This is a genomic window from Streptomyces sp. 4N124, from assembly GCF_052245395.1.
GTDB lineage: Bacteria > Actinomycetota > Actinomycetes > Streptomycetales > Streptomycetaceae > Streptomyces.
This window is the reverse complement of sequence record NZ_JBQQBS010000022.1, coordinates 119,734-138,415: the sequence shown is the minus strand read 5'-3', so window position 1 is coordinate 138,415 and position 18,682 is coordinate 119,734. Positions and strand designations below refer to the sequence as shown.

The 18,682-nt window shown below is 69.7% G+C and carries 17 protein-coding genes; 8 read left to right on the top strand and 9 right to left on the bottom strand.

The genetic code is table 11. The features are described from left to right. Positions 1–709 (top strand): Hsp70 family protein (locus ACTWQO_RS23150; protein ID WP_443239253.1); only part of this gene is annotated, 709 nt, incomplete at its 5' end. A gap of 45 nt (positions 710–754) precedes the next feature. Further along, positions 755–1,162 (top strand): DUF1257 domain-containing protein, encoded by a 408-nt coding sequence (locus tag ACTWQO_RS23145; RefSeq protein WP_443239252.1) that lies wholly within the window; start codon positions 755–757, stop codon positions 1,160–1,162. Positions 1,163–1,172: 10 nt separating this feature from the next. Here ACTWQO_RS23145 and ACTWQO_RS23140 read toward each other — a convergent pair whose 3' ends face one another. The 4 genes from ACTWQO_RS23140 to ACTWQO_RS23125 are packed head-to-tail and all read right to left on the bottom strand — an operon-like array spanning position 1,173 to position 4,965. Further along, positions 1,173–2,471, bottom strand: coding sequence for an NAD(P)/FAD-dependent oxidoreductase (locus ACTWQO_RS23140; protein WP_443239251.1), 1,299 nt, complete (start codon positions 2,469–2,471; stop codon positions 1,173–1,175). After that, positions 2,468–3,262 carry an amino acid ABC transporter ATP-binding protein gene (locus ACTWQO_RS23135; protein WP_443239250.1) on the bottom strand — a complete coding sequence of 265 codons (795 nt, stop codon included), beginning with the start codon at positions 3,260–3,262 and terminating at the stop codon, positions 2,468–2,470. The genes ACTWQO_RS23140 and ACTWQO_RS23135 overlap by 4 nt, the downstream gene beginning before the upstream one ends. Then, complete coding sequence (locus ACTWQO_RS23130; RefSeq protein ID WP_443239249.1) at positions 3,259–4,023, bottom strand: amino acid ABC transporter permease; 765 nt, start codon at positions 4,021–4,023, stop codon at positions 3,259–3,261. Before ACTWQO_RS23130 ends, ACTWQO_RS23135 begins: the two co-directional genes overlap by 4 nt. A gap of 9 nt (positions 4,024–4,032) precedes the next feature. After that, entirely contained in the window at positions 4,033–4,965 is a 933-nt protein-coding gene (locus ACTWQO_RS23125) for a substrate-binding periplasmic protein (RefSeq protein ID WP_443239248.1), read from the bottom strand. 236 nt (positions 4,966–5,201) lie between these two features. On the opposite strand from ACTWQO_RS23125, the gene ACTWQO_RS23120 reads away from it, so the two are divergent. Together ACTWQO_RS23120 and ACTWQO_RS23115 are read left to right on the top strand one after the other, a co-directional pair. After that, positions 5,202–6,398 (top strand): CdaR family transcriptional regulator, encoded by a 1,197-nt coding sequence (locus ACTWQO_RS23120; RefSeq protein WP_443239247.1) that lies wholly within the window; start codon positions 5,202–5,204, stop codon positions 6,396–6,398. Between the two features lie 64 nt (positions 6,399–6,462). After that, a complete protein-coding gene (locus ACTWQO_RS23115) occupies positions 6,463–7,659 on the top strand; it encodes a flavin-dependent monooxygenase (RefSeq protein ID WP_443239246.1) in 1,197 nt (398 codons plus the stop codon). On the opposite strand, the gene ACTWQO_RS23110 is transcribed toward ACTWQO_RS23115, so the two are convergent. The 4 genes from ACTWQO_RS23110 to ACTWQO_RS23095 form a co-directional block, all read right to left on the bottom strand. After that, positions 7,660–8,772: an LCP family protein gene (locus ACTWQO_RS23110; RefSeq protein WP_443239245.1), complete on the bottom strand. Its 1,113-nt coding sequence runs from the start codon at positions 8,770–8,772 to the stop codon at positions 7,660–7,662. It lies immediately after the preceding gene. A gap of 126 nt (positions 8,773–8,898) precedes the next feature. Continuing rightward, a complete protein-coding gene (locus tag ACTWQO_RS23105; RefSeq protein WP_443239244.1) occupies positions 8,899–11,001 on the bottom strand; it encodes a glycosyltransferase in 2,103 nt (700 codons plus the stop codon). A gap of 239 nt (positions 11,002–11,240) precedes the next feature. Continuing rightward, positions 11,241–12,263 carry a DNA-directed RNA polymerase subunit alpha gene (locus tag ACTWQO_RS23100; protein ID WP_443239243.1) on the bottom strand — a complete coding sequence of 341 codons (1,023 nt, stop codon included), beginning with the start codon at positions 12,261–12,263 and terminating at the stop codon, positions 11,241–11,243. 127 nt (positions 12,264–12,390) lie between these two features. Continuing rightward, complete coding sequence (locus ACTWQO_RS23095; RefSeq protein WP_443239242.1) at positions 12,391–13,218, bottom strand: hypothetical protein; 828 nt, start codon at positions 13,216–13,218, stop codon at positions 12,391–12,393. Positions 13,219–13,475: 257 nt separating this feature from the next. On the opposite strand from ACTWQO_RS23095, the gene ACTWQO_RS23090 reads away from it, so the two are divergent. Genes ACTWQO_RS23090 through ACTWQO_RS23075 form a run of 4 tightly spaced genes read left to right on the top strand, consistent with a single transcriptional unit; the run spans position 13,476 to position 17,070 of the window. Continuing rightward, positions 13,476–14,123 carry an ABC transporter permease gene (locus ACTWQO_RS23090; RefSeq protein ID WP_443239241.1) on the top strand — a complete coding sequence of 216 codons (648 nt, stop codon included), beginning with the start codon at positions 13,476–13,478 and terminating at the stop codon, positions 14,121–14,123. Continuing rightward, positions 14,120–15,292, top strand: a complete 1,173-nt coding sequence (locus ACTWQO_RS23085) for an ABC transporter ATP-binding protein (RefSeq protein ID WP_443239240.1) — start codon at positions 14,120–14,122, stop codon at positions 15,290–15,292. Before ACTWQO_RS23090 ends, ACTWQO_RS23085 begins: the two co-directional genes overlap by 4 nt. Beyond that, positions 15,293–16,084 (top strand): ABC transporter permease, encoded by a 792-nt coding sequence (locus ACTWQO_RS23080; protein ID WP_443239239.1) that lies wholly within the window; start codon positions 15,293–15,295, stop codon positions 16,082–16,084. It abuts the gene before it with no gap. After that, the gene (locus ACTWQO_RS23075) at positions 16,081–17,070 is read left to right on the top strand and encodes an ABC transporter substrate-binding protein (protein WP_443239238.1); all 990 of its coding nucleotides are present in this window, start codon (positions 16,081–16,083) and stop codon (positions 17,068–17,070) included. The genes ACTWQO_RS23080 and ACTWQO_RS23075 overlap by 4 nt, the downstream gene beginning before the upstream one ends. Here the strand turns inward: ACTWQO_RS23075 and ACTWQO_RS23070 are convergent. Next, entirely contained in the window at positions 17,060–18,682 is a 1,623-nt protein-coding gene (locus ACTWQO_RS23070) for a CocE/NonD family hydrolase (protein ID WP_443239237.1), read from the bottom strand. The genes ACTWQO_RS23075 and ACTWQO_RS23070 overlap by 11 nt on opposite strands.

Below are 18,682 nucleotides of genomic sequence, written 5' to 3'. Positions count from 1 at the left end.
CGACAAGGGCGTGCTGCGCCGGATCAACCAGGCCCTGCGCTCCTGCCTGGACTCCGCGACCGGGCGCGGCTTCGGCAGCGAGGACATCCGGGGTGTCTTCCTCGTCGGCGGCAGCTGCCTCATTCCCGCCGTGCAGGACCTGGTGCATCTGCATTTCGACCCCGAAGTGGTGCGCCTGGACCGGCCCTTGGAGGCGGTGGCCGCCGGGGCGGCCGGCATCGCGGGCGGCAGCGAGTTGTTCGACCACATCCAGCACGACTACGCCATCCGGCACGTCGACCACGACACCGGGGCCTACGAGTTCGAGACCCTGGTGGAAGCCGGCACTCCCTATCCCACCGAGGAACCGGTCAAGACACTCACCGTCAGGGCGGTGCACGAGCTGCAGCGCAAACTCGGCCTGGCCGTCTACGAACTCGCCCACGCCACCTACCGCGACGCCAGCGCCGAGCTGGAGATCTCCTTCGACGCCGGGGGTGGCGCCCGCGCCGTCACCGTCACCCCGCAACAGCGCCAGCAGCGGTCCATGCTCTGGCTCAACGAGGACAGCCCCACCTTCCTGGAAGCCGACCCCCCGGCCACGGCCGGAGAGGACCGCTTCCGCCTCGAGTTCCGCGTCGACGCCCACAAACGCCTCACCGTCACCGCCTACGACCTGCGCCGCCAAACCCTGGTCCTGGACAGACAGCCGGTCGTCCGCCTGGCGTGAACCCAGCGGTGCCGCCCCTCCCGTCTCCGACCCCAAGGAAGCGTCATGTCACACTTCACCCGCGTCCGCACCGCGCTGCGCGACGCCGACCTGCTCGTCCAGGCCCTCACCGCGGTCGGCTTCACCACCGTCGAGACCCACGACACGCCGCAGACCCTCTACGGCTACCTGGGCGACGCCCGCCCGGACCGCGCCGAAGTGATCATCCGCCGCGCCCACATCGGCCGCCTCAGCAATGACATCGGCTTCCGCCGCGGCCGCGACGGCACCTTCGAAGCCGTCATCAGCAAGTTCGACAGGTCCCGCTACGACCAGCCATGGCTGACCAAGGTCGCCCGCGCCTACGGCCACGCCGCCGCCCTGCGCTACGCCGAGGACCACGGCTACGAGGTGGACACCGACGTACTCGAAGAGGACGGCCGACGCCGACTCGTCCTGCGCCGCTACACCTGAGCGTTGCGGTTCAGCGGCGGAGCCGGTCGAAGCGGAACGGGGCGAGGGCCTCGGGACGTCGGCCGGTGCGGATGTACTCGGCGAGTCGGTGCCCGGTGGCGGGGCCCAGGGTGACGCCGAGCATGCCGTGGCCGGTGGCCGCGAAGGCGTTGGCGTGCCCCGGGATGCGGTCGATCACCGGCAGGCCGTCGGGGAGGAACGGCCGCCCACCGACCCAGGGGTCGCGGATCACGCTCACCAGGTCGTCCGGATCGTCGAACCAGCGGCCCAGATAGTGCCGGCTCGCCAGCGCCACGGCGACGACACGGCGCCAGTCGAGCCGGCTGTTGTTGCCGCTCAGCTCCATCGTGCCGCCGATCCGCGTGGTGCCGCCGATCGGTGAGGCGACGGCCCGGCGCTCGCCGAAGTACAAGGTGTGCCGGGGCGCCGGGTCCAGCTCCACCGAGAAGCTGTAGCCCTTGCCCGCCTGGAGAGGCAGTCGGTGTCCCAGAGCTCGCAGCAGACGGGGAGAGCGCATACCGGCCGCGACGACGACGGCCGAGCAGGGGATCTCACCCTGGTCGGTGCTCAACGCGGTGACCCGCTCCCCTACGGACCGGAAACCCGTGACCTCCGCGTTCTCATGGACCTTCACCCCCACGGCGGCCAGTGCCTCACCGAGCCCGCGGGCGAACGCCTCCGGATCGACCACGCCCTCCCCCTCCACGAGATAGGCCGCGCGCACCTGGGGCGACAACGCGGCGTCCAGCAGATGTGCCTCGGCACCCGTGGTGACGTCGTCGGGCATCGAATAACGGCCGTCCGCCATCTCCTGCTGGATCGCCAGGTGATGGCGAGCCTCCTGCGGCGACAGGAACGCGTGCACCATGCCGGGCCGGGTCAGCGTCGTGGCCACCCCTGCCTCGCGCAGACCGTCGAAGAGGTCGAATGTGCCGCGGTTCAGCTCGGCGATCGCGGCGTAGCCACGCCGGAACGCGGCCGGGGTGCTGCTGCGCCAGAACCGCCACAGCCACCGCAGGAACGCCGGGTCGGGGAGCGGCCGTAGATACAGCGGGGAGTCCGGCCGCCCCAGCGAGCGCAGGGCGTAGCGCACCACACCCGGGGCCGGGACGGGCGTCGAGTGGCTCAGGCAGACCCAGCCCGCGTTGCCCCGGGACACCCCCGAGCCCAGGCCGCGCCGCTCGACGACCGCCACCGGCAGCCCGGCCGCGGCCAGGTAGTAGGCGGTGCACAGCCCCACGACACCGCCTCCCACGACCACGACAGGCTGGTCGCCGACCGGCCCCGGCCTGCCGGGCACGCCGGTCATGACGCGGATCCGTACGATGCGAGGAACTCCCGGGTGCGGGTCTCGGACGGGGCTCCCAGGACGTCCTCGGGCCTGCCCTCCTCCACGATCCGGCCGCCGTCGACGAAGACGACGCGGTCGGACACCTCGCGGGCGAAGGGCAGTTCGTGGGTGACCAGCATCATCGTCATTCCGTCCGCGGCGAGTTCGCGCATCACGCTCAGCACCTCCCGGGTGGCCTCGGGGTCGAGGGAGGACGTGGGCTCGTCGAAGAGCAGCAGCTCGGGCTTGAGAGCGAGCGCCCGCGCGATGGCGACGCGTTGCTGCTCGCCGCCGGAGAGCTGGTCGGGCAGGGCGAGGGCACGGTGGGCGACACCGACCCGGCGCAGCAGCGCGACGGCACGCTCCAGCGCCTCCGACTCCGGGATGCCCGCCTTGCGCTGGGCCAGGACGACGTTCTCCACGGCGGTGAGGTGCGGGAACAGGTTGAACCGCTGGAAGACCATGCCCACGGTGCGGCGCAGCCGGGCCAGGTCGCGGCAGACCGTGCGGCCGTCCTGGTGCACCACCTCTCCGGCGACCTCGACCGTGCCCCGGTCGGGCCGTTCCAGCAGGTTGACACAGCGCATCAACGTCGTCTTCCCGCCGCCGCTCTGTCCGATGACGCTGACGATGCGGCCCCGGTCGATGGTCAGGTGGACGTCGTCGAGCACCAGCCTGCCGTCGAAGGACTTGCTCAGCCCGCCGATCCGCACGACGGCCTCGGACAGCGCCGGCGATGTGGTCTGCGCGGCGGTGACTGGCTCGGTCATACGGCACCTGCCTTCACGTCGGCGCTCACTGCGGTGGCGGGCGGATCCTGGGCGAGCAGGGCGCGCGCCGCCCGCAGGCGCCGACGTCGCCACGGCGACAGGGGGACGCCCGCCCGTACCTTCCGCTCCAGCAGAAGCAGCAGTTGGGAGAGCGGATAGCAGAGGGCGAAGTAGATGGCGGAGATGACGAGATACACCTCCAGGGCCCGGAATGTGGCCGAGGTGATGAGCCGCCCTTCGGACATCAGCTCGGCGGCGGAGACGGTGACCAGCAGCGAAGTGGACTTCAGCAGGTCGACGAGCATCGTGTTGGTCCCGGGCAGTGCCTGGCGTACGGCCTGCGGCAGAACGATGTGACGGAAGATTCCCGCCCTGCCGAGTCCCAGTGCCTGCCCTGCCTCCGTCTGCCCGGTGTGCACGCCGCTGATCGCGGAGCGGAAGATCTCGGACAGGTAGGCGGCGTAGAAGACGACCAGGCTCAGGCATCCGGCGGTGAAGACGTCCAGCCGGATCCCCGCCGAGGCCAGGCCGAAGTAGGCCAGGAAGATGATGGCGAGCAGGGGGATGTTCTTGAACAGCTCGGTGTAGACGGCGGCGACCGCGCGCAGCGGCCACGCCCTGCTCAGTCTGAGCAGCGCCACGGCGAGGCCCAGAAGCACGGCACCGACGAAGCTCACCACCGTGTAGGAGAGGGTGCGCCACAGCGCGTCCAACAGGTCGGGCCGGTAGTCGGACCAGGGGACTTGAAAGAGATCGGACATGTCGGCCCCTCACTCACCCATGGACGGCGGAGTCCAGTCCTGGGGCCGGTCCACACCGCGGCGCGCGGTGGCGACATCGGCGGCGGGCTTCAGGAACTGCTCGGGATCGCCGCCGTACTTCTTGACGAGCTTGTCCATCTCGCCGTTCTGGTACATGGCGTCGATCTCGGCGGAGATCGCCTTCTCCAGCTTGGTGGCCTTCTGGGGCAGGTAGAAGCCGGTCTGGTAGGGCTGGAAGTACTGGTAGTCGGGCTTGGCCTTGACCTCGGCCGCGGTCGGTGGTGTCAGGTACTGGGTGTCGATCTTCAGGTCGGGCCGTTCCTTCTGTGCCGCGATGATGATCAGCGGGTCGAGGAACCCGACGTCGACGCGGCCCGCGCCGAGGTCGTCGAGGACTCCGTTGGCGTCGGGGTAGGCGTGCAGCTTGGCGTCGGGGACGGCCTGGATCGACTTGACCCACACATAGCCCTCGACCGTGCCGAGTTCCAGGCCCTTCAGGTCGTCGACGGTCTTGTAGGTCTTCCCGCTGCGGACGGCCATGGCCGGGGGCGAGTAGTACGGAGGATCGGTGAACAGGCCCTGCTTCTGCCGGTCGGCGGACCAGGCGACACCGCCGATGGTGATGTCCACGCGGCGGGACTGCACGCCCGCGAGCATGCCGGCGAAGTCCGTCACCTGGGGCTCGATCTCCAGGCCCAGTTTCTCGGACACGTAGGTGAGGATGTCGCCGTCCAGGCCGACGATCTTGTCGCCCTCGACGCTGGTGTACGGAGCGTAGGGCTGTACGGCGACCTTGATGACGCCGGGCGTGAGGGTGCCCAGGGCGGCGGTCTCGGCGGACACGTTCTTGGGGGCGTCATCTTCGCCCGAGCCACAGGCGGTGACCGTCAGCATCAGGAGCATTACCGACAAACCGCCGGCGAGCGATCGTGTACGGGTCATGGGCGTGGGCCTTCCGAATCAGTGCTGAGGGAGCTGAAGGAGCCCGCCGTTTCACCGCGCTGTGCCTCCGGCGGGGAGGTGATTGGGCCCATACGTTATGGACAGGACCTCATCGCGTCACCGGTCACTCCGTACGAACTTGCGGCCGATATTCCTCGGCATGCTGTACGGTGCGTCCAGCCGTCGGCCGACCATCGGCCCGTTCCCGGTCCGTTCCCGCGACGGGAGGAAGCTCCGTGCTGAGCCCGTCACTCGCGCAGGAGATCGCCGGGGACACCTCCGCCGTCATCGGCTTCAATGTGCTGATCACCGACGCGGACGGCATGGTCATCGGCAGCGGCGACACCAGCCGGGTCGGAACCTTTCATGAGGCGTCGGTCGACGTGATCCGCACTCAGGAGCCCGCCACGCACAACGCGTTGCAGGCCCAGCAACTGCGGGGAGTGCGCCCCGGTGTCACCCTGCCGCTGGTCACCGACGGACAGGCGGTGGGAACGGTCGGCATCACCGGAACCCCTGCTCAAGTACGCCGCTTCGGGCTGCTGGTGAAGCGTCAGACGGAGATCCTGCTCAGGGAATCCGTGATGCTGCGCTCCCGCCTGCTCGCGGAACGGGCCACGGAGACGCTGCTCGCCGACATCGCCTCCTACGACCCTCAGGTCGTCGAAGGCGACTTCCTCGTGTTCCGGGCCGCCGAGCTGGGCTACGACCTGCGACTTCAGCGGGTCGCGGTGGCGTTCGAGGTGAGCGTGCCCGCCACGGCCGCCCGACGTCAGGGCGCCCCGACCCGGGACATGGCGCTGGTCCGCTCGGAACTGCTCCGCACGGTTCGCGAGGTCTTCGCCGATCCCCAGGACATCGTCGCCACCACGGCTCCCGGCTGGATCGGCGTGCTGCGCCGGCTCCCGGCCCGGACCAAGGTGGCTTCCCTGATCGACGACTGCCGGAGGATCACCGACATCATCGCCGCGCAGGACGGCCTCAACGCCCGCGCGGGGATCGGCGAACCGGCCGTCTCCGTGGCCGGCCTGCACGACTCGTACCAGGACGCCCGCGACGCGCTCCGCCTCGGCGGCCGCGTCGCGGTCGACTCACCGGTCCACCTGATCGCCGATCTACGCGTCCATCAGGTCCTGGCGACGGTGAGCCAGCCCACGCGCAACCGTCTGATCGACCTGACCGCGGCACGACTGCGGGCCCAGCCGGACTGGCCGGTACTGCGCGACACGATCACCGCCTGGTGCGAGAGCGGATTCAACCTCGTCCGCGCGTCCGCTGCCCTGCACATCCACCGCAACACCGTCGTCTACCGCATGAACAAGATCGAGCAGATCACCGGCCGTCCACTCCGTGAGCACCGCACGACCATGGCCCTGTACCTCGCCTGTCTGGCCGACGAACTGGGGGATGGCGCCACGACGGCCGACGGATGACGGTTCAATTCCCGGCGGGGCAGGCGTTGTTGACACGTCCGTTCGTCCGGGTGACGGTGCGTTCATGACTCCGTTGACCCCGCTGCCCCCGCCGCCCGGTGCCGACGCCGAACTCGTCGAGCGCGTACGAGCGTTACGTCCCCTCATCCGCGAACACGCCCTCCGCACCGAGCAGGAACGGCGCGTCACGCCTGAAGTCGTCGACGCGCTCACCCAGGCCGGGATCTTCCGGATGAACGTGCCCCGGCGGTACGGCGGCTATCAGAGCAGCCTGCGTACACAGGTCGACGCACTGGCCGAGGTCTCCGCCGCGTGCGGTTCGGCCGGGTTCATGGCGTTGATCCAGGCGGGGTGCGCGTACATCGCGGCGCTGTTTCCCGACGAGGTGCAGGACGAGATCTTCACCGGCCCGGACGTACGGGTCAGCGGCACTCTCATCCCGGACGCCACGGCCGTCCGCACCGGGGACGGGTACGTCGTCAACGGCACCTCGCCCTTCGCCACCGGCTGTCAGGAAGCCGACTGGCATCTTCTCACCGCACGGGTCGAGTCCGGCGACGGGCCTCCCGAGATCCTGTGGGCCGCCGTTCCCATGGCCGAGTTGGAGGTCCTCGACGACTGGCACGTGACGGGGCTGGCGGGCAGCGGCAGCAACAGTGTCGTCGCCCGGGACATCGTCGTACCGGCTCATCGCGTGCTGCCGGTCGGGCCGTTGCTGGGCGGGGAGTTCCCGTCCAAGGCCAACGCGGAGGACCCGTTCTACCGGATGCCGGTGCTGATGCTGTTCTGCGCGTGGACGACGCCGAACGCGCTCGGCCTTGCGCGCTCGGCGCTGGCGGAGTTCCGGGAGCTGATCCACCGGCGCGGCATCACGTACACCTTCTACGAGCGGCAGAGCGAGGCCGCCGTCACGCATCTGCAGGCGGCCGAGGCCGCGATGAAGATCTCCTGTGCCGAGTTGCTGACCGGCGACATCGTCACGCTGATCGAGTCGCGGGCGGCGAGCGGGGAGCCGTACACGACGGAGGAACGGGCGCGGATCCGGGCGGGGAGCGGCTATGTGGCGCGGCTGTGCACGGAGGCCGCCGAGCTGATCGGCTCGGCGTCCGGCGCCTCCTCACTGCGCCGGGACGTGCCGATCCAGCGGACCGTGCGTGATCTTCGAGCACTGAGCCTGCACTCGTTCGTCAACCCGGCCACCAACCTGGAGCTGTACGGCCGGGTGCTGTCCGGGCTGGACGCGGGTACGCCGTTCCTGTGACTAGCCCGCGGGTACCGACTGATCGTTCCGCAGCGCGGTGAAGAGCGCCCGCGCCCGCCGCTCGTCCCATTGCACCGCGCTGCCCTTGGAGGTACGGAGATCGGGGTTGGAGACGGGCACGTTGAGCTGCCTGCCCTTCCCCGACGCGGCCCTGCGCATCGCCTCGAACAGCGACACCAGGTCGGGCAGTTCCGTGCCCTTGTCCACGATCAGCGTGTCGAGGCCCGCCTCGGCCGTGGGGACCGACTTGGTCGGGTCGAGGAGGGTGGACGGCTTGACCGCCTTCTGCGCGAGCGCGGCCAGGAACTTCTGCTGGTTGCGGGTACGCCCCAGATCCCCCTCGGCCTCCTGCTTGCGCTGCCGCACGAACGCCAGTGCCTCGGCGCCGTCGAGCGTCTGGCAGCCTCTCGGCAGGTTGGCTCCCGAGTCCTTGTCCTTCACGGCCCGCTCCAGGCACAGGTCGACTCCGCCCACCGCGTCGACGACGCCCACGAAGCCGGCGAAGCCGATCTCCGCATAGTGGTCGATCCGTACCCCGGTGTTGCGTTCCACGGTCTGGACGAGCAGGTCGGGGCCGCCGAGCGAGAACGCCGCGTTGAGCTTGTCCCGTGCGGCGGCGTAGCGCCTGCCGGTGTCCGGGTCGACGTACGGCGGGAGGGTCACCCACGAGTCGCGCGGCAGGCTCAGCATCGTGGTGCCGTCGGCCCCGGTGTGCAGCAGGATCACCGAGTCGGTGCGGCGGCCCTCGGTCGAGCCGGTGTTCAGCTCCTGCTGCTCCTGCGGGGACAGGCCCGCGCGGCTGTCGGAGCCCACGACCAGGTAGTTGGTGCCCTCGCCGAGCGGCGCGCGGCCGGTGAGCGCGCCGAGGTCGACCTCCTGGTTGAGGCGGGTGTCGGCCCAGACGTAGGTGCCGACGACGGAGAGCAGCAGCGCGGCCGACAGGACGGCTGCCGTCCGCGCGACGCGGTGGCGTCGGGGGCGGCGGCGCCCGTGGGATTGGCTACGGCGGTCGTAGGCGCTCTGGTCGTAGCGGCCGGGCGTGGCGGGCGAGGGCATGCCGGGCAGGGGGGCGGTGCGGGTCGAGGGCGGGGGCACCACCGGGGACGGTGGCACGGCGCCCGGCATCCCTCCCGCCGTCCTGTGGTCTCCCGTCCGGAGTCCTGCCGCCCGGTGGTCTCCTGGATGGTTGGTCCAGTCGTTCATCCACCCGTCCCGCTGGTTCTGCTCGAAGGGTCAACATCAACGCGTCCGCAGACTCTTGTACGCGGCGGGACCACCGATCTGTTCAGCGGCCGAGCCGGATCGCTTGGCGCGGTGCCACTTCAGCCGGCTGCCGAGCAGCAGGGCGACCAGGGACTGGATGACGACCAGGTACATCAGCTGCCGGTAGACGATGATCTGGAACGGCATCGTCCACAGCGTCCGCAGCCGCTCACCGTCGAGTCTCAGGGCGTAGCCGGACGTGGCGAGCTGGACGCCGAGGAAGGCGAACCACACCAGGGCCGACTCCAGCGGATCGCGGAACAGCACACCGTACAGCGCGTAGACGTCGATGACGGGCGCGAGGAGCGGCAGGGCGACCTGGAAGAGCGCGATGTACGGCAGTCCGCGCCGGCCGAAGCGCCCGGCCGTGCCCCTGCCGAAGAAGGCGCCGCGGTGCTTCCACATCGCCTGGATCGTGCCGTAGCACCAGCGGTACCGCTGCTGCCACAACTGCCGCACCGACGTGGGCACTTCGGTCCAGGCGACGGCGGACTCCTCGTAGAGCACCCGCCAGCCCGCGCGCCACAGCGCCATCGTGAGGTCGGTGTCCTCGGCGAGGGTGTCCTCGCTGAGCCCGCCGACGGCCAGCACCGCGTCCCGGCGGAAGGCGCCGATGGCACCGGGCACCGTCGTCATGCACTCCAGGACCTCGAACATGCGCCGGTCGAGATTGAAGCCGAAGACGTATTCCAGGTGCTGCCATCTGGCCAGCAGCCTGCGGCGGTTGCCGACCTTGGTGTTGCCGCTGACGGCGCCGACGGCCGCGTGCGCGAGCGGCTGGACGAGCCGCTGAATGGCATCGGGCTCGAAGACGGTGTCGGCGTCGACCATCACCACGATGTCGTACCGCGCCTGCGCCAGCCCGGTGTTGAGCGCGGCGGCCTTGCCCTCGTTGGGCTTGCGGATCACCTCCACACGCGGATCCCCGATCTCCTCGGCGATCTCGGCCGTACGGTCGGTCGACCCGTCGTCGATCACGATGATCTGCAGCGCCTGGTGGGTGGAGTCGAGCAGCGAGAGGACGGTGGACTCGATGCCGACCTCTTCGTTGTACGCCGGTACGAGCAGGGTCACCGGCCCGGTCACCTCCCGCATCCAGGGCGCCCCCGGCCGGAACCGCTCCAGCCTGCGCACATGGGCCCGGGCGAACAGGGCGAGCAGCACCAGCCGCAGCACACCGAGGCCGCCGGCGAGGCCGAGGGTCCAGATCATGGCCGTGGAGAAGGCGCGCCCGGCGGCCGTGGCCCAGATCAGCCCCTGCCCCTGCCAGCGATCGACGGTGGAGGCGGAGGAGTAGGGGACGAGATCGAGCCCCGTGGACACGGTGGTGAACCGGTCGACGTTCCGGTTCCCGAGCAGCTTCTTCGCCTCCTGGTACGCGCCGGCCGTCTGGCTCAACTGCCTGACCGTCCCCAGCGCCGGCTTCCGCGAGCCCTTGTCGGCGGCGACGAGTACATAGCCGTACGCGGTGGCACGCCGGGCCGCCTGCCACTCACGGCCGCACAGTGTGTCCGGTGTCGTGGTCCGCGGCATCCGCAGCAGATTGGTGTGCAGGCCGGTGGCGCCCGCCAAAGCGGCCTGGGTCAGGGTGAGTTCGGCGTCGAAGCGGGGTGGTGAGGACTCGCCGAGAGCGGCACCGGTGTACGTGTTCGAGCCGATCTCGTGCCCCTCGGCACGGATCCGCCGGATCAGGTCGGGGTACTGGGCCGCCTGAGCACCCTTGACGAAGAAGGTGGCGCGTGCGCGATTCGTGCGCAGCAGGTCGAGCAGGCGCGGAGTCCAGACGGGATCGGGCCCACCGTCGAAGGTGAGCGCCACGGTGCGGGGCGGCATCGCCGCCGTCTGTATCCCACCGCGGTTGATCCCGATCACCGGCCCGCCCTTGGCCACGGCATCCGGCACGGGCGAGGTGCACGGCGACCGCGTCTTCGCGGCATCGACCTCATGCTCGGTCCAGCCCTGGAAGAGCAGGGCGGCGAACAGGGCGGGGAGGGTGAGTGCCAGTAACAGCCAGTGGCCGCGGGGGTCACGGGTCTGTTTGTGACGGGCCTTCTGGCGGGACTTCAGCCCGGCCGTCACGGAAGCCCACCTCCCCCGGGGCCTTCACCTCTGCTCACGTCGGAGGAGATCTTCGTCCACTGCTTGGCGAGGCTGGGGGTACGCATGGGGCGCGAGTGTAGTTACGGGGTTTCGATTACGCGGGCACAACACCGATCTTCACAGCGCGGACGCGCGCGGGCGGGCCGAGCGCGATCGCTCGGCCGCCGCGAGCCGGTGACGTGTGCATGAAATGCCTCGCGCCCCGGCGCAGCGCAGCGTCAGTACTCCTCGGTCTCGACGAACCCGGAGTCCACGTCGTTGCTCGCGCCGAAGGCGTCGGCAGCGGTGGTGGGGTCGAATCCGGGCGGGCTGTCCTTGAGGGCCAGACCCATGCCGTGCAGCTTTGCCTTGACCTCGTCGATGGACTTCGCACCGAAGTTGCGGATGTCCAGCAGGTCGGCCTCGGAGCGCGCGACCAGCTCACCCACGGAGTGGACGCCCTCACGCTTGAGACAGTTGTACGACCGGACGGTGAGCTCCAGCTCCTCGATCGGCAGTACCAGATCGGCGGCAAGGGCGGCGTCCGTCGGGGACGGACCCATGTCGATGCCCTCGGCGTCGATGTTCAGCTCACGCGCGAGACCGAACAGCTCGACCAGCGTCTTACCGGCGGAGGCCATGGCGTCACGCGGACGCATCGCCTGCTTGGTCTCGACGTCGACGATCAGCTTGTCGAAGTCGGTGCGCTGCTCGACACGCGTCGCCTCGACCTTGTACGTGACCTTCAGAACCGGCGAGTAGATCGAGTCGACCGGGACACGGCCGATCTCCTGGCCCACCTGCTTGTTCTGCACGGCGGAGACGTAACCACGGCCACGCTCGACCGTGAGCTCCATCTCCAGCTTGCCCTTGCCGTTGAGCGTGGCGAGGACGAGGTCGGGGTTGTGCACCTCGACACCGGCCGGGGGCGCGATGTCGGCGGCGGTGACCAGACCCGGACCCTGCTTGCGCAGGTACATCACGACCGGCTCGTCGTGCTCACTGCTCACGACCAGCTGCTTGATGTTGAGGATCAGGTCGGTGACGTCCTCCTTGACGCCCGGCACGGTGGTGAACTCGTGCAGCACGCCGTCGACGCGGACGGACGTGACCGCCGCGCCGGGGATCGAGGACAGGAGGGTACGGCGGAGAGAGTTGCCGAGGGTGTAGCCGAAGCCCGGCTCCAGCGGCTCGATCACGAATCGGGAGCGGAACTCGTCGACGACCTCTTCGGCCAGGGACGGACGCTGAGCAATCAGCACGAGGTGTTGCCTCCAGTGGTTCGGCGCCCGGGGATGTGACGCCGTAGTCACCACGAAGGATACGGGCGATACGGGTGATACGGCCTCCGAAAAGACCGGACCACCCGACTCCGCCCTTGGGCGTCGGTCATTCGGAGCGTGGCCGGGACTGGTACAGCCGGGTGTGGTAGCGACCTTCGGACTCCAGTCCGGTGGGGTCGTCGCCGGCCCGGAGCACCTGCTCGACGGCGCGACGCTGTTCCGTAGCGCTGGTGAAGCGCCGCTGGGGGTAGGTCTGTGCGGAGTCGGTCTCGGTGATCAGGCCATGGGCAGCCAATTGCCCGATCACAGGTTGGTAGGAGACGGTGCGCAGGACGAACGCGCTGACCCAGATCGGCACCCGTGCGCTCTCCAGCAGCGCCTGAAATGTGCGGTGGGTGATGTAGCCGACCCCTCCGGTGACGGTGATCAGGCCGGTGTCCGCGACGGCGCGCCGCAACCGGGGGCTGGGCGGGTGATGTTCCAGGTTCTCGGCGTATGCCTGATCGAGCAGACCGACCGCCAGGGCGTACTGGACGGCGTTGTCAGCGGTGTCGAGCCCGATGACCGGGGCAGCGTCCTCGCGGCGCCGCGAGGCGTAGAACTCCTTGTCGTGTTCGATGAGTTCGGCGGAGGTGAGGGCGTCGACCTCAGGGCTGGTGTAGTGCGCGTACAGCTCCGCCAGTGTGATGTGGTGGTTGAGGAGGGCGGCGTTGAAGCCGTACGAGCAGCAGAGGTCGAGGACGGTGACGGGGCCGTCGGTGCCGTCGGCCGCGGACCGGTCGGCGCGGGTGCGCCGGAAGACATCCTGCGCATGGTGCGGTATCTCGTACTCCAGCGGGGCGAGTCGGCGGACGTAGGCGCGAGGGTCCGGCTGGTTGTAGATGTCGTCGAATCGGGTCTTGCCCGATGCGGTGCTGACAGGGCTTACGGCCACGGTGCGTACCTCCAGGTGATGGAACTGGTCCGCTGCACAGCCCTACCCGGCCCGTGGCACCGACCGATAGACCTCACGGCTGGATCCAGCCACGGGGTGGCCCGTGGATCCCACGCGAGCCCGGCCCACACACAGGAATTACTGGCCGAAAGCCAACGGCGAAGACATTGCCTGATGAATCATCAGAAATGCACTGATCACCCGCAGTTGAGCTGCTCATGACGTTCGGACGGCCCGTCGCGGGGTAAGAGCGCGCCGTGGATTTCTTAGACTTCCTGTCCGGGAACTGGCCGGATGTGCGGGATGCCACGGTGGACCACGCCGTGCTCGTCCTCGAAGGGCTCGGCCTGGCGGTGGCGGTGGGCCTGCCCCTGGCGGTTCTCGTCTACCGCACCACGCTGCCGCGCGCAGCCGTTCTGGGGGTCGCGGGGGTGTTCCTCACGATTCCCTCGTACGCCTTGTTCGGTCTGCTCATCACCCCGCTCGGGCTGGGCACGGGGCCCTCGATCGTGGCTCTGACGATGTACGCGCTGCTGCCCGTCATCCGCAATACGGTCGTCGGCCTGCGTGAAGTCGACCCCGCCGTCGTCGAGTCGGCGCGGGGCATGGGCATGAGCCGGCTCAAGGTACTGCTGGCCGTTGAATTACCGCTTGCCTGGCCGGTCATCGTGACCGGGCTGCGAGTGGCCGCCCAGTTGCTGCTCGGCATCGCCGCCATCGCCGCCGCCGTCAACGGCCCGGGCCTGGGGAATCTCATCCTGCAGGGCCTCGACAAGGCCGGCACTCCCTTCGCCATCTATCTGACCATCGAGGGCGCCGCGGCGATCATCGTGCTCGCCGTGCTGTTCGACGCGGCGTTCGCACTGCTGAAGCGACTCACGACGTCGAGAGGGCTCAGCGCATGACGAAGACGAAGACCGGGACTCAAGCCGAGCCGATGATCCGGCTGGACCAGCTCACCAAGGCGTACGACGGGCAGGCCGCCCCCGCCGTGGACAGCCTCACGCTCGACATCCCGGCGGGCGAGATCGTCGTCCTCGTCGGGCCGTCCGGCTGCGGCAAGACGACCACGATGAAGCTCATCAACCGGCTGATCGAGCCCACCTCGGGGCGGATCCACCTGGACGGCAAGGACGTCACCGACGGCAACCCGGACATGTTGCGCCGCCGTATCGGCTACTCCATCCAGCAGACCGGCCTCTTCCCGCACCGCACCGTCGCCGACAACATCGCGACCGTGCCGCGAATGCTCGGCTGGTCCAGGGACCGCATAGCCGCCCGTGTCGACGAGCTCCTGGCGCTCGTCGGTCTCGACCCGGACACGTTCCGGCGGCGCTTTCCCAAGCAGCTCTCCGGCGGCGAGCAGCAGCGCGTCGGTGTCGCCCGCGCGCTGGGTGGCGATCCGCAGGTGATGCTCATGGACGAGCCCTTCGGCGCCATCGACCCGCTCAACCGCGCGTCGCTGCAGAACGAATTCCTTCGCATTCAGGCCGAGTTGAGGAAGACCATCGTCTTCGTCACGCATGACATCGACGAGGCCGTGAAGATGGGCGACCGGATCGCGATCTTCTCGTCGAACGGGAAGGTCGAGCAGTACGACACCCCCGAGCGCATCCTCTCCGAACCCGTCAACGACTTCGTCGCCGGCTTCATCGGCAGCGGAGCCGCGGTGCGCCGGCTCTCGCTGAGCCGGCTGGCGGACGTCGACATACCCGGTGACTGGCCGACCCTCGCCGAGGGCGCCTCCACCGAGGAGCGGCGAAGCGCGGCAGCGGCCGCGAACGGGCGGGAGTTCCTGCTCGTCCTCGACGGCGACCGGCGGCCCACGGGCTGGCTGCCCACCGACCGGGCCGCGGACGACGAGCGAGCCGTGCCCGTGCTCTCCCCGCTCGGCCCGCGCGACACCCTCTACGACGCGCTGGACCAGATGCTCACCCTCAACGCCGCGGCCGCCGTGGTCACCCACGACGACGGCCGCTACCGCGGCGTCCTCGAACTCGACTCGCTGCGCACCCTCATCCACGCGGAGCGCGCCGGGGCCGCGGCAGCGCCCGGCCACCGGGAGGTGCGGTAGATGGCGGTCATCGCCGAGCCCCGCCCCCCGATGACCGAGACCGCCGCCACCCACGGGCGACTGCTCACCTACGGGCGGTACGCGGTCCTGCCGGTAGTCGTCGGCCTCGCCCTGCTCGCGCTCTACCTCTACGTCTCCGATCATCGGCTGGACCCCATCGAGCAGCGCAGTCTCAACGCCGACTACCTCACGAACCGGATCCTGAAGCATCTCGGCCTCACGCTCGTCGTGTCGGCCCTCATCCTGGTGATCGCCGTCCCCTGCGGCGTCCTGCTCACCCGCCCCTGGGCGCGCCGCTGGGCCTCGCCGATCCTGGTCGTCGCCAACATCGGGCAGGCACTGCCCTCCCTCGGGCTGATCGTGCTGCTGGCCGTCGGCTTCGAGACGCTGGGCGTCAACCAGATCGCGGTCATCGCGTTCCTCGTGTACGGAATCCTGCCCGTGCTGCGCAACACCATCGCCGGCCTGCAGCAGGTCGACCGCTCGGTGATCGAGTCGGCGCGGGGCATGGGAATGACCCGCTGGTCGGTGCTGCTCCAGATAGAGCTGCCGCTGGCCGTTCCGGTGATCCTCGCCGGTGTCCGTACGGCCCTCGTGATCACCGTCGGCACCGTGGCGCTGGCCACTTTCGTCGGCGCGGGCGGCCTCGGCGACGTCATCTCCAACGGCATCAGCTCCAGCCGCGATGTGGTCCTGCTGACCGGCAGCGTGCTGGTCGCCGCGCTGGCGCTGCTCGTCGACTGGGCGGCGTCGATCGCCGAAGACCTTCTCAAGCCACGGGGGCTGCAATGAACCGTCCGCGCAGGCGCCTGGGCGCGCTGCTGGCCGTGCTGTCCCTCACCGCGGTCTGCGCCGGCTGCTCGTCCACCTCCGGCGATCTGCCGTCGAGCGTCTCCGCGGGGCAGCTCAGGGGCGGCAGTATCGCGAAGGCCGTCGATCTGTCCGGCAAGAGCTTCACGGTCGGCTCGAAGGAGTTCACCGAGCAGACCGTCCTCGGCAACATCCTGATCTACGCCCTGCAGGCCGCCGGCGCGAAGACCAAGGACCAGACAGGTCTGACGGGTTCGGCGATCGTCCGCAAGGCGCTGCTCAGCGGCGACATCGACATGTACTGGGAGTATGCCGGTACCGGGTGGTCGGAGTTCCTCAAGAAGACGAGCGTTCTGCCAGGCGCCAAGGAACAGTTCGACGAAACGGCGCGGCTGGACGAGCAGCAGAACAAGATCACCTGGCTCGGCCCGGCGAAGTTCGGCGACCAGTACGCCATCGCCCGCGCCGGCGACGCCAAGGGCCCGGCCGGCAAGGTCGACAAGCTCAGCCAGCTCAAGCGGCTGGCGAAGGACCACCCGGGCGAGGTCACGCTGTGCGGCGCGGCCGAGTTCCTCGACCGGGAGATCGGCCCCCTGCAGAAGGTGTACGACGTGCGCATTCCGCCCACGCAGGTCTACCAGAACGCCTTCGCGCTGAACTTCGTCAATGTGGCCAAGCAGAGCCCCTGCAACTTCGCCGAGGTCTTCACCACGGACTCCCGCATCAAGTCCCTCGGCCTGAAGGTCGTTGAGGACGACAAGACCCACTTCCTGACGCAGCTGGTGGGGCTGACGCTGCGCCAGGACACCGCTCAGGAGAACCCGGAGTTGAAGACGCTGGTGCAACTGCTCGGGGACAAACTCACCCAGCAGGTGATCATCGAGCTCAACGGGATGGTGGACATCGACGGCGCGAGTCCGCAGCAGGCGGCGGTGAAGTTCCTCAAGGACGAGGGGTTCATCGCGTAGCGAGAAGAGTGTGCCCGGCCGCCCGCACCGTGAGACGCACCGCCGAGCCGCGCGTCCCGACTTTGAGCGCCACCCGGCCCGACGGCACATCGGAGTCGATCTCCGGGTAGTCGTCGCTGGAGATCCGCAGCACCAGCCGGTGTCCGGCCGCGATTCGGTAGTGCGTGGGCCAGATGTGCACGTCCAGGCCGTGGAACGCGCCCGGCGTCACCGGCGCGAGTGCGGTGTGCCCGTGCCGGTGGCCGGCCTTGAGCCATCCGGCGGTGATTCTCGTTCGCGTGCCGTCGGGTGCCTCGTCGTACAGCACCGCGGCGATATTGCCGTCGGTGGCGGTGAACGAAGCGCGGAGCGACACACCGGCATCTCCGGCCAGGACCAGGTCGCGTCTCAATGTCTCGGTGGAGAAGATGAGTTGTTGATGGCTCTGCGGAGCGTCGGTACCCGTGTTGACCGCGAAGGCGGCCTCGCCCCTCGCGCCGGGGGCGGTCCCGAGTGAGCCGTCGCCGCGCAGCGCGAGCGTCAGGGTATGGGCGCCGCGGGGCGGCCACGCGTCCCACTGGTGCCAGCCCGTGCCGACCCCGGGGCCGGGGATTTCGTACGAGGTGATGCGCGCGGCCGGCAAGGGGGCGCGCGGGTCGCCGGCCAGCCAGCGGTCCCACCACGCCAGATAGGGGCCGGGTCCGATGCCCGCGTGCTGGGTGCGCGGATCGCCGTGTTCCCAGGGGCCGGAGACGAGCCACACGTTCTGGGGCCGGGCGAGGTGGTTCTTGACCATGCCGTCGCGGTAGCGGTCGTACCAGCCGTTGATTTCGAAGGTCGGGACGGTCAGTCGGTCCCAGTGGGCCATGACGCTGCGGCCGCGCCAGAAATCGTCGTAGAGCGGGTGCGCGGCGTACGTCTGGAGCGTCGCGGGCGCGGTTGCCTGCTGCCAGTCGCGGATGCGGGGTGAGTAGATTCCGCCGCGGTAGATGGTGTTCTCGTACCAGTCGTGCAGGCCGTTCGTCGGGATGATCGCCTTCAGGTGCGGGGGCCGGTTCACGGCGGCGAGGAGACTGGTGTGTCCGCCGTAGCTGACGCCCATCTGACCTATGCGGCCCGTGGAGGACGGGTGCCGGGCGAGCCATTCGATCGCGTCGTGGTTGTCACGCTGTTCCTGCGGGCTGAAGGGGTCCACCGTGCCGGGCGAGGCGCCGGAGCCGCGGACCTGGCACACCAGCGCGTTGTAGCCCCGTGCCACGAAGTACGACGCCGTCTGACCGAAGTGCTCCAGGTTCGCGGGGTAGGCGGTGAACTCGTGGATGATGCCCGGGAAGCGACCGGTGGCCGCCTTGCCGTCGGGACCCGCGGGCCGGTAGAGCTGGGCGGCCAGATGGCTGCCGTCCCGCAGCGGCACCCTGACGTCCTCGCGTAGGACGCCGAAGAGCGCCGGCCGGTCGTAGGAGAAGAACGGGTCGCCCGGCACACCGGCTGTCGCACGGGCGGGCGCCGCGGATGCGGGCCGGGCGGGGGCGAGGGCGGCCGTCAGCGCGGCGGTCACACCGAGCCCGCACACGGTGCGGCGGGACAAGGGCAGGGCATGCCGTGTGCTTCCGGTGCCGGTCGGCTCGCGCAT